Below are 10,021 nucleotides of genomic sequence, written 5' to 3'. Positions count from 1 at the left end.
CGGATCGAAATGACGACCTCTTAATATTAAGATTTATCTGCATTATGCGATGCAGTCAAACGTTTGATTCCTATTGTAACAAGAATGTGGGATTTGTAATATCTCCATAATCTCTATCTTGGTTCAAATATTAGTTTAAGTCATAAAACCTACACAAAAAATGAACAAAGCATTATCGATTTTTATTGGAGTAATAATCAGTACGGGTGCATTTGCGCAGGGTGATCCTAATCTGGGTATCATTCCTGCACCGGTGGCCATTACCAGAGCCAACGGAAACTTCGTATTAGATAAAACCACAGTTTTAGTCAATCAAAGCATCGACGGCGCAAAGATGGCTGATTTATTAAATGCTTTTATCGTTACCAAGGCAGGTTTTGCCTTAAGGGAAACTAAAATTACTCAACCTAACCAAAGGGCGATCATTTTAACATCTGTTGGAGCAGATCAATTACCTGCCGAAGGTTATACTATTAAAGTTACGCCTAAACAGATTGTTTTAACGGGAAAAGGGCCAGGACTTTTTTACGCAGTACAATCAGCTATGCAGATGATGCCGGATAAAGTTGCCGATAAGATTACCATCCCTGCCGTTAATATTAACGATTACCCACGTTTTGCCTACCGTGGAACGATGTTGGATGTAAGCCGTCATTTCTTCCCGGTTTCTTTTATCAAAAAGTACATCGATCAGTTGGCTTATTACAAAATCAATACTTTCCACTGGCATTTAACTGATGATCAGGGCTGGAGACTGGAAATAAAAAAATACCCTAAACTAACCGAAATCGGTTCTTCCCGTAATGGCAGCATTATTGGCAATTATCCGGGCAATGGCAACTACCTAACACCGGTTAAAGGTTATTATACCCAGGAAGAAGCTAAAGAAATTGTGAGATATGCTGCAGAGAAATACATTACGGTAATTCCGGAAATTGAATTGCCAGGCCATGCTTCTGCTGCAATTGCTGCATACCCAGAGTTAAGCTGTTTCCCTGACCGGGATACTTTTATCAGCGATAAAACACCATGGGCCGGCAGTAGAAAAGGTAAGCAGGTACAACAAACCTGGGGTGTTTTTGATGATATCTTCGTTCCATCAACCAACACTTTTACTTTTTTAGAAAACGTTTTAGATGAGGTGATTGCTATTTTTCCTTCTAAATACATCCATATTGGAGGCGATGAAGCCCCAAAAACCTATTGGAAAGAATCGCCATTTTGCCAGGCTTTAATGAAAGAAAAAGGTTTGAAAGATGAACACGAATTACAGAGTTATTTTATCCAGACGATTGAAAAACATGTGAACGGTAAAGGACGTTCGATTATCGGTTGGGATGAGATTTTAGAAGGTGGCCTGGCACCAAATGCAACAGTGATGAGCTGGAGAGGTGAAGACGGCGGAATTGCAGCTGCACAGCAAAAACACGATGTAATTATGACACCAGGATCGATGGGATTATATATTGACCATAAACAATCTAATTCTCCTGATGAGCCGGTTACCATCGGTGGCTTTGCACCTTATCAAAAAATATATGCTTATGATCCGATTCCGAAAGTTTTAACTGCTGATGAGCGAAAGTATATCAAAGGTGTACAGGCCAATATGTGGACAGAATATATTAAAACCCCTGAAAAAGCAGAAAATCATGCTTTCCCGAGAATATTAGCTTTATCGGAGATTGCCTGGTCGCCGGTTGAACGCAAAGATTTAAAGAACTTTTCTGAGCAGCGTTTACCGGTACATTTGGCGCGTTTAGATAAAATGGGGATTAATTTTTGGGTACCTACACCAATCGGACAAAGTGATAAACCGTTAACCGGTGGCGATTTTACCATCGACTTAAAAGTACCTGTTGCAGGAGCTAAAATTTATTATTCGATTGATTTATCCCGCCCATCCGAAAATGCATTTTTATATACATCACCAATTAAAATTACCGTTCCTCAAGGTGAGAAAAGGGTGTTAAAGACCATCGTAATTGCTCAAAGCGGTAGAAGAAGTGTAGTTACCGAAACGGTTTTAAATAACGGAGCACCAGAAGCTAAAACCGAAGCTAAGAAATAAAAAGTATTGCTTTGATAGGCTAAAATACTTAATTTGGGGCAACCAAAATGAACCCAGACAGAATGAAACTACAGAAATATACATGGCAGCATCTCTTGTTGATAACAGGGATGCTGTTTTGTTTTGCCTGCATAGAAGAAAAACCAAAAGAAATTAAAACTGAAACCGTAAAACTGCAGAAAAATCCTTTCCGTTTTTACAAAGATATAGAAGTGAAACCCGGATTAAATTTCGAAATTATAAGCTGGGGAAAAGGAGTGGATTCGATAGGTGGATACCAGATTTTAATGTCCGATTCAATCCGCAATAATTACAGATCTGCTGCGGTAGAACGCAAGGGAATCATCACAGATGCCTGGAACATGGACCTGGATAATGATGGAAACCCTGAATTATACATTCAGTTGCTGAGCAAAAAAAATGTTTCTGATCTCAATGTTTTTGAATACGCAGGTGGAGATTTTAAGAAAATTGGTATCCCATCTTTAAGTAATAATCAAAAGAAAGGTTATACTGGCAACGATAATTTTTTTATTAAAAACGGAGACCTGTTTCGATCTTTCCCGGTAAAGGATAGTACAGATAGCACAAAAACGGTTACCAAAACCTATCAGTATAAATTAAGCGGGAATAGTTTTTCTACCAGTGAAGTGAAGTAGGGTAGAAGGCGGATGGTAGATGGGGAAGGGTGTGAAGTATAAACTTGGATTTACGGTTTTGTTGCAAATTTTTGCTCTAGGAGTCATCCTGAGAGATAATTTATTTTATAAAAATCAATATGAATGACAGATTTTTTAGGGGACTATAGGCTGTGAGGAATCGTCCTTCCCAACATGATTGGGAATCGTAATGCAAGCGCTTTAAGATTCCCGCCTGCGCGAGAATGACGGCCGTACTGATAGATTCTGTCAATGGTAGCGTAGTCGAAGGATCTTTCCTTGCTGAATGAATCTGTGATGACATACGCTTTAAGATTAGCTTCGTTGAGCACTTCGTGGTTCCAGACTGCGCGGGAATGACGACCACCACACTATTTTCGTCATCCTGAACTTGTTTCAGGATCTATCACGCAATTTAAAAAACAATGAACAACCAGAAATTTTCAATTATAGATCGGATTAAGAGCTTTAAATATGCTTTTAATGGCTTAAAGCTTTTTTTTGTTAATGATCATAATGGCAGGGTTCATCTGTTTGCGGCAATAATTGCCATTGGTTTATCTTTCTACTTAAAAATCTCCATCCTGGAGTGGATTGCCATTCTATCCGTGATTTCTGCAGTTTTTGTAGCCGAAATTTTAAACTCCGCTATCGAAAAACTAGCAGATGTGGTTTCTCCAGATTACCATCCAAAAATTAAAGTGGTAAAAGATTTGGCTGCTGCAGCAGTTTTAGTGGCTGCGTTCCTGGCGGTAGGCGTTGGCCTTCTGGTCTTTATTCCGAAACTATTTTTGTAATTCGGCCATAGCAGTCCTTGATTCTTCAATCTTCTGCTGGATAATGTCATCCCATCGGGCCTGCATTTTATGGTTGCTACCATGCTCGGTTTCTTCATCATAGTTGCGTTGCATGGTATCAAAATAATTGCTGATCTGATTGGCGAGTTCAGATATTTGAGCCTTATAGTTGTTGACAGAATAGTTTCTGTTTTTCAATACCCTTTCGGCTTCTAAAAGTAAAACATATTGAATATTAGCGTGCCCTTGTTCGTGGTGTAAAAGACTGGCCCTGATTTCGGGATCTTTAATCTTATCCCATTTTACCCACGATCTGTTTTTATCGATACTTACATCGTTTTGAAGCTTAATGGCAACACGGTTACGGTAAACAGTGCTCTCATAACTGTATTTCCATGTCATGGCTGTTAAAGCAAAAAACGGCGAACGCATATCGGCTTTGCCTTTAAAGTGAGTTTCCCAATCCAGTTGTACGGGTTGAGAAAAATCCTGCTTAAAAGCAAAGGTACAGGGCAATGCCAGCAAAAATAAAAATGCAATTAATATTTTTTTCACTTGTATAATTTTAGTTTCAACGGTGTTGAACCGATCATGATTTATCGCATTCTATTGATAGAAGGGGTAAATCATAATGTTTTCATGTGTTGCTTTTTACAATGAAAAAACCGTGCCTAAAATTATTCGGGGGTAGAAATCTGTCCGCTAATGCGCTCAAATTTCTCGATCAATAAAGCTATTCGTTCTTTTTCCCTGTTGATTACTGCTTTTCTTAAAATAGTTGAGCAAAATAATATCCATAGTGCAGTTAAGCCAACAGCTAAAACTTTTTGAACGACTGTAAAGTGCGCAAGAATTTCTACGAAATAAAATATGAGACCCAATGAAAGTGCAATCATATAAAACCAATATAAAGTGTTATAAAGTTTATAACGGTTTAACTGATAAGTTTTTAAGTTGTTTAAGTATTCGTTGGGGTGAGCTGTGAAATCAGTTTTTGAAATTAACCTGTAATCGCGGTATAGAATTAAGGTGTAAACACCAATAGCAATAATGGTAATGCTGATTCCTACGTGTGTAGTCCACGATTCGAAGTGAAAAAATACCCATAATGCAGCAATGGCAATAAAGGATGCCAGCATACCCAAAATGTTCAAGGCAGATTTCAACTTTAATCCATTTACTTCTTTCTTCGCTTGTTGCAGCATTTCATCAGCAGAAACTTTAACTTCTACCTCGTGCTTTTGCCACAACTCCTGTATTTGATCAAACGCTTGCATACTGGTTATATAGTTCTGTTAATTTTTGTTTAATTCGGTGAATTTTTACCCTTAAATTTCCTTCGCTTATTCCTGAGATATCGGCAATTTCATGATATGGTAACTCATCTAAAACCATGGTAATAATTAAACGATCGTTTTCTTCGAGTTTAGAAATGCAGGTATAAAGCAGGGCAACCTGTTCATTTTTCTCTGAAAATTCTTCTATCTTATTTTCAATGATATTATCTGTTAATTCATCTTTTGCCTGTCTTTTTTCAGATCTCAAATAGGTTAAACAGGTATTTACGGCAATTCTGTAAATCCATGTAGATATTAAAGATTTATTCCTGAATTTATCCAGGTTTTGCCAGACCTTTAAAAAAGTCTCTTGTAAAAGATCGTTTGCGGCGTCAGTGTCACCAGTATAACCATAACATAAATGGAATATTTTTTTGGAATTCGAATCAAAGATCTCTTTAAATAACTTGTCTTTTTGTTCCATTTAGGGGTTTATAGTTGCGTTTTAGATGTTGATGTACGTTTTTTGTTACAGCAGAAATCAAAAATAGTATATTTTTTTAATGTCATTGAGTTAAAAGTTTTAACACACAGATGTGTACAGTTAAACACAGATTTTCATATCTGTCTGCATCCTTTCTATCCATAGTTAAATTTTTTCCGCTTTGTCGGGTGGCTTAACTCAACAACATTGATATATTTTTTAATGTCGCCCATTATCAAAATTTGTTACACGCCGTAAATATCGTAGTTTTACCAAATTAAGTTGGCACAAACTTTTTATATTCATGAAGAAAAACAAACTCACGCTTTTCATTTTCTTAGCACTGATAGCTGGTATTATACTCGGCTATATCCTAAACGTCAATTCAATCGATGTTTACAACCAGAAGATCCTCAATGCCGATGCGAAAGTTAAAAGTATAGAGGTTAGTATTGCTAAAACTACCGATACAATCAGCACAGGTTATACACAACTTAAGGCTGAGCGAAAAGCAAATGCCAAAATCAAAAAAGAGAACGAAGACATCAGGGAGAAAAAACTAGAATATTTTACCCTGCTGAGCGATATTTTTCTTCGGCTGATTAAGATGATTGTTGCGCCATTGGTGTTTACAACCTTAGTGGTCGGCGTAGCCAAAGTAGGAGATATTAAAGCTGTAGGCAGAATTGGAGGCAAAACATTAGGCTGGTTCCTGGCCATGTCGCTGATGTCGCTGATATTGGGTATGATTCTGGTAAATTTATTTGAGCCGGGAAGGCATATGAAATTATCATTGCCAGATCAATTGGTGAATACAGGTATCCAGAAAGCAGCAATGAGCGTAAAAGATTTCATTGCGCACGTTTTTCCAAAAAGTATTGCCGAATCAATGGCGACCAACGAAATTTTGCAGATTGTTGTATTTTCACTATTCTTTGGTGTAGCCACAGCTGCCATTGGCGATTTAGGACAAATTGTGATTAAAGCATTCGATGCTATTGCGCATGTAATCTTAAAAATGACCGGTTATGTAATGAATTTCGCCCCATTGGCTGTTTTCGGAGCCATGACTGCTATTGTGGCTAAACAGGGCTTAAATGTATTGAACACCTATGCCATATTTATAGGCGAATTCTATCTGGGTTTAGCCATACTCTGGGCAGTTTTAATTTTCTTAGGGTTTTTAGTACTGAAGAAACGTATTTTCCGTTTGGTAAACGATATGAAAGAGCCAGCACTCCTGGCCTTTAGTACAGCAAGCAGCGAAGCAGCTTATCCTAAAACCATGATGCTTTTAGAGCGTTTTGGCTGTAAAGATAAAATTGTAAGTTTTGTTCTGCCATTGGGTTATTCGTTCAATTTAGATGGATCGATGATGTACATGACCTTTGCTTCTCTGTTTATTGCGCAGGCTTATGGTATTCATTTGGGTTTTGAGCAGCAAATTTCGATGTTGTTAATTCTGATGTTAACCAGTAAAGGTATTGCCGGTGTGCCAAGAGCATCGTTGGTGGTTATTGCCGGTACCATTGCCAGTTTCAATATTCCAGAAGCAGGTTTAGCCTTATTAATCGGTATCGATCCTTTGCTGGATATGGGCCGTTCTGCAACCAATGTGGTGGGTAATAGTATTGCAACCGCTGTGGTAAGTAAGTGGGAAGGGGAGCTTAAGGAGTCCTAAGTCCAGAGTTTTCAGTTCTGAGTCTTATTTAACGCTCTTTTATTCAATCATTAAAAATTCATTCATTCAATAAATAATACGAAAAGTGTCAAGCAGAGGAAAAAAAATATTTTTAGCCATCACCATCATTGTACCGATGATCATTTATTGTTACATCTATTACAAACCGATCATTCAGAACGCCCCCTTTAGAAAAAACGATTTTGTATCAATGGAATACAAGTGGGGCATAAAAGATTCATTAGAAAACCATTATAATTCTGCGACTGGCGATTACCAGTATGTTACCAGTGCAGATTCTATCGTTCGCAAGAAAGTTTTTTTAAAAAGCGATGATATCCTATATATGCATGGTAAAGCCAACGAAATCGGACTTTGGAATTTTCCGGATACCATTGGAAAAAAAAGTGCAAAATCAATGGCCGTACCACGCTACGACCTGCTTTTCAAATACAAAGAAAAATCTAAACATGTTGTAATCTACGGTGATTTCGACGGTAATCCTAAATTACTGGATGCCGCGGTAGAAATGAGAAAAGTGATCATTGAAACCTTAAATCAGGCAGAGAGAAGAAGCGGAAAATAAGTGAGTTTGGAGTGAAGAGTTTCGCGTTTGGAGTCAATCAATCGGTTCCCCTCGATTTGTCACCCTGAGCGGAGTCTAAGGGTGTTGTAGTTTGGAACGGAGTCGGAAGTCGAAGAATGAAAATACATTATAAACGGTCGTCATTTCGAGCGGAGCGCAGCGCAGTCGAGAACCACAGAGTGCTCAGCGAAGCTAAATCTATCCAGCTAAATCTCTCTATTTCACTACGTTCCATTCGATAGCTATCGGATCGAGAGGACGACCTTTCTATTGACTGGCAATGTTAATGGTGTTGAAAGTTACTTAGGTGGAGTTTGGAGCCGGGCATTTAGAGGCGATTAACCGATTTGAACAATTAACCAGTTAATTATTGACTAATGATCTAATAGCCAATAAACTAGTAAACAATAAAAGACTTTAATAAAGTGCTAAATGTTAGCATTTTATTAAAGTTTTTTTCTTTTAGGATGTTTTCGTATATTTACGATATATTCGTAATAATGGAAAAGTTAACATTACAGGAAGAAGAAGCGATGCTGGCTGTTTGGCAGATTGGAAAAGGTTTTATCAAAGATTTTATGGATGTGCTGCCCGAGCCGAAACCACCATACACTACGCTGGCCTCAACGGTTAAGAATCTGGAACGTAAAGGCTTTCTGGTAAGCGAGCGTTTTGCCAATGCCAACCGCTACAGTGCAAAGGTTAAAGAAGTAGAATACAAAAAGCGTTTTATGAGCGGGTTTGTTAATAATTACTTTCAAAGTTCCTATAAAGAATTGGTTGCCTTTTTCGCAAAGGATAAGAAGATCAGTGCCGAAGAACTTAAAGAGATTATAAATTTAATCGAGAACCCTGAAAAGTAAAAGGCTATGCCACATTTCTTTCTCATTTTATTGAAAATTAACCTAGTACTGCTCTTATTTTCGGCCAGTTACTACCTGGTATTGCGGAGGTTAACTTTCTATTCCATCAACCGGGTATTTCTGCTGTTTGGGATCATTTTTTCTTCGGCCTACCCGTTTATTAACCTCACTGAATTTTTTGCTGATCAGAAAGCTATACCTGCCTTCGTGCCTAAATTCAATCAACAAATTAGTCAATTGGTGCAACAGAATGCCGTTTCGATATTTTGGCAAGCATTAACCATATTCTTTTATGCTGGTGTTGTATTAATGGGCATGAGGTTACTGATACAGTTTGTTTCACTTTACAGGATGCATAAAAAATCTTCGCCAAATCAGTTAAACGATTATAAAGTGCGGATTTTAAATGATGAAGTAAGCCCATTTAGCTTTTGGCAGACTATCTATATCAATCCGCGTTTGCATAAAAAACAAGATTTAAGCAATATCCTCGAGCATGAACGCGTACATGTAGAAGAATGGCATACTTTAGATATTATCCTGGCTGAAATCTGCGTAGTTTTTTACTGGTTTAATCCAGGCGTTTGGTTAATGAAAAAAGCGGTAAGGGAAAACATTGAATTTATTACCGATGCAAAAATTTTAAGGAAAGGTATTGATAAAAAAGCTTATCAGTACAGTTTGCTAGATGTAGGTGCTTTACAACCATCAGTAGCTATTGTGAATAATTTTAATCTATCTGATCTTAAAAAAAGGATTATAATGATGAATGCCAAACGTTCACCGAAAGTGGATTTAACTCGGTATTTATTTGTGCTACCGATATTGCTCTGCGTCACACTCGCCTTTACTATTGATAAAAAGAATATAAAGAAAAGCTTAGCACCTTTAACCAACATGGTGAATGATGTTTTGCCTGAAAAGGTGACCGAAGTACAGCTAAAATCAAAAACAGTTTTAAAACCAAAAGCAAAAAAGAAAATCCTGATTAATACGCTCAAAGAACCTGATACGGTTAATAAAATGACTTTCATTATCAAAAGCATTACCAATGGGGTAGATTCTTCGCGGAGATCGGTTGAGGATATGTTAAAGGGCTTAGGCAAAAAAGTGAAGATCATGAGTTTTAAAACGGACGGTGATTTTAAAGGCAAAACTTTTGTACAGCACTTTAGCTTTACAGATACGGTAAAATCGGATCATAAAAATATCGATGTAAAAGTTTTTACTAAAAATGGTGGAGATCTGGAAGAACTGCCGATGTCCAGAAAAAAAGGGGTTGGGTTTATGTATTTCATAAAATCAACCGCCACTACTTCTGATGCGAAAGATGGAAATCAGGATTCAAATGCCAATGGAATAATGGTTGCAGAAAACACCTCTTATTTTCTGAATGGAAATAAGATCACAAAAGAAGAACTGGATAAACTGAACCTCAATAAAATTTCTGATATGAAAATTGATAGAAATAATCAGGCTATTCAGATTACTACAAAACCCTAATTTTGAACAACTGCCGTCATTTCGAGGGTAGTGTAGTCGAGAAATCTACTGTAGATATCTTCGTCTCAGTCGAGATGACGATTAGCCGATTTGAATTTAG

The 10,021-nt window shown here is 37.4% G+C and carries 10 protein-coding genes; 7 read left to right on the top strand and 3 right to left on the bottom strand.

What is annotated here, in order from left to right:
* Window positions 1–160 precede the first annotated feature (160 nt).
* The 3 genes from IM793_RS10165 to IM793_RS10155 all read left to right on the top strand — a co-directional run bounded on the left by IM793_RS10165 (window position 161) and on the right by IM793_RS10155 (window position 3,527).
* Window positions 161–2,071: a beta-N-acetylhexosaminidase gene (locus tag IM793_RS10165; protein WP_193420965.1), complete on the top strand. Its 1,911-nt coding sequence runs from the start codon at window positions 161–163 to the stop codon at window positions 2,069–2,071.
* Window positions 2,072–2,133: 62 nt separating this feature from the next.
* Window positions 2,134–2,730 (top strand): hypothetical protein, encoded by a 597-nt coding sequence (locus IM793_RS10160; RefSeq protein WP_193420963.1) that lies wholly within the window; start codon window positions 2,134–2,136, stop codon window positions 2,728–2,730.
* Window positions 2,731–3,155: 425 nt separating this feature from the next.
* A complete protein-coding gene (locus IM793_RS10155; RefSeq protein WP_193420961.1) occupies window positions 3,156–3,527 on the top strand; it encodes a diacylglycerol kinase family protein in 372 nt (123 codons plus the stop codon).
* On the opposite strand, the gene IM793_RS10150 is transcribed toward IM793_RS10155, so the two are convergent.
* The 3 genes from IM793_RS10150 to IM793_RS10140 form a co-directional block, all read right to left on the bottom strand.
* Window positions 3,516–4,082 (bottom strand): DUF922 domain-containing protein, encoded by a 567-nt coding sequence (locus IM793_RS10150; protein ID WP_193420959.1) that lies wholly within the window; start codon window positions 4,080–4,082, stop codon window positions 3,516–3,518. The two genes, IM793_RS10155 and IM793_RS10150, sit on opposite strands and share 12 nt — an antisense overlap.
* A gap of 122 nt (window positions 4,083–4,204) precedes the next feature.
* The gene (locus IM793_RS10145; RefSeq protein WP_132396988.1) at window positions 4,205–4,804 is read right to left on the bottom strand and encodes a hypothetical protein; all 600 of its coding nucleotides are present in this window, start codon (window positions 4,802–4,804) and stop codon (window positions 4,205–4,207) included.
* A complete protein-coding gene (locus IM793_RS10140; RefSeq protein WP_109924789.1) occupies window positions 4,791–5,288 on the bottom strand; it encodes an RNA polymerase sigma factor in 498 nt (165 codons plus the stop codon). Before IM793_RS10140 ends, IM793_RS10145 begins: the two co-directional genes overlap by 14 nt.
* A gap of 304 nt (window positions 5,289–5,592) precedes the next feature.
* On the opposite strand from IM793_RS10140, the gene IM793_RS10135 reads away from it, so the two are divergent.
* The 4 genes from IM793_RS10135 (at window position 5,593) to IM793_RS10120 (ending at window position 9,921) form a co-directional block, all read left to right on the top strand.
* Window positions 5,593–6,969, top strand: coding sequence for a dicarboxylate/amino acid:cation symporter (locus IM793_RS10135; RefSeq protein ID WP_193420957.1), 1,377 nt, complete (start codon window positions 5,593–5,595; stop codon window positions 6,967–6,969).
* Window positions 6,970–7,054: 85 nt separating this feature from the next.
* The gene (locus IM793_RS10130; RefSeq protein WP_193420956.1) at window positions 7,055–7,555 is read left to right on the top strand and encodes a hypothetical protein; all 501 of its coding nucleotides are present in this window, start codon (window positions 7,055–7,057) and stop codon (window positions 7,553–7,555) included.
* Window positions 7,556–8,055: 500 nt separating this feature from the next.
* Window positions 8,056–8,418 carry a BlaI/MecI/CopY family transcriptional regulator gene (locus IM793_RS10125; RefSeq protein WP_121284986.1) on the top strand — a complete coding sequence of 121 codons (363 nt, stop codon included), beginning with the start codon at window positions 8,056–8,058 and terminating at the stop codon, window positions 8,416–8,418.
* A 30-nt stretch (window positions 8,419–8,448) separates the two neighbouring features.
* A complete protein-coding gene (locus IM793_RS10120) occupies window positions 8,449–9,921 on the top strand; it encodes a M56 family metallopeptidase (protein WP_193420954.1) in 1,473 nt (490 codons plus the stop codon).
* Window positions 9,922–10,021: the final 100 nt, after the last annotated feature.

The organism is Pedobacter sp. MR2016-19, assembly GCF_014947265.1.
GTDB lineage: Bacteria > Bacteroidota > Bacteroidia > Sphingobacteriales > Sphingobacteriaceae > Pedobacter.
Note: the sequence above shows the minus strand (reverse complement) of the source record. Positions and strands in the feature narration are given on the sequence as shown.

Bases quoted from the DNA above. Each gene is read 5' to 3' on its own strand.
- IM793_RS10145 (WP_132396988.1), bottom strand. From the start codon at position 4,804: ATGCAAGCGTTTGATCAAATACAGGAGTTGTGGCAAAAGCACGAGGTA.
- IM793_RS10125 (WP_121284986.1), top strand. From the start codon at position 8,056: ATGGAAAAGTTAACATTACAGGAAGAAGAAGCGATGCTGGCTGTTTGG.
- IM793_RS10165 (WP_193420965.1), top strand. From the start codon at position 161: ATGAACAAAGCATTATCGATTTTTATTGGAGTAATAATCAGTACGGGT.
- IM793_RS10135 (WP_193420957.1), top strand. From the start codon at position 5,593: ATGAAGAAAAACAAACTCACGCTTTTCATTTTCTTAGCACTGATAGCT.
- IM793_RS10140 (WP_109924789.1), bottom strand. From the start codon at position 5,288: ATGGAACAAAAAGACAAGTTATTTAAAGAGATCTTTGATTCGAATTCC.
- IM793_RS10160 (WP_193420963.1), top strand. From the start codon at position 2,134: ATGAAACTACAGAAATATACATGGCAGCATCTCTTGTTGATAACAGGG.
- IM793_RS10155 (WP_193420961.1), top strand. From the start codon at position 3,156: ATGAACAACCAGAAATTTTCAATTATAGATCGGATTAAGAGCTTTAAA.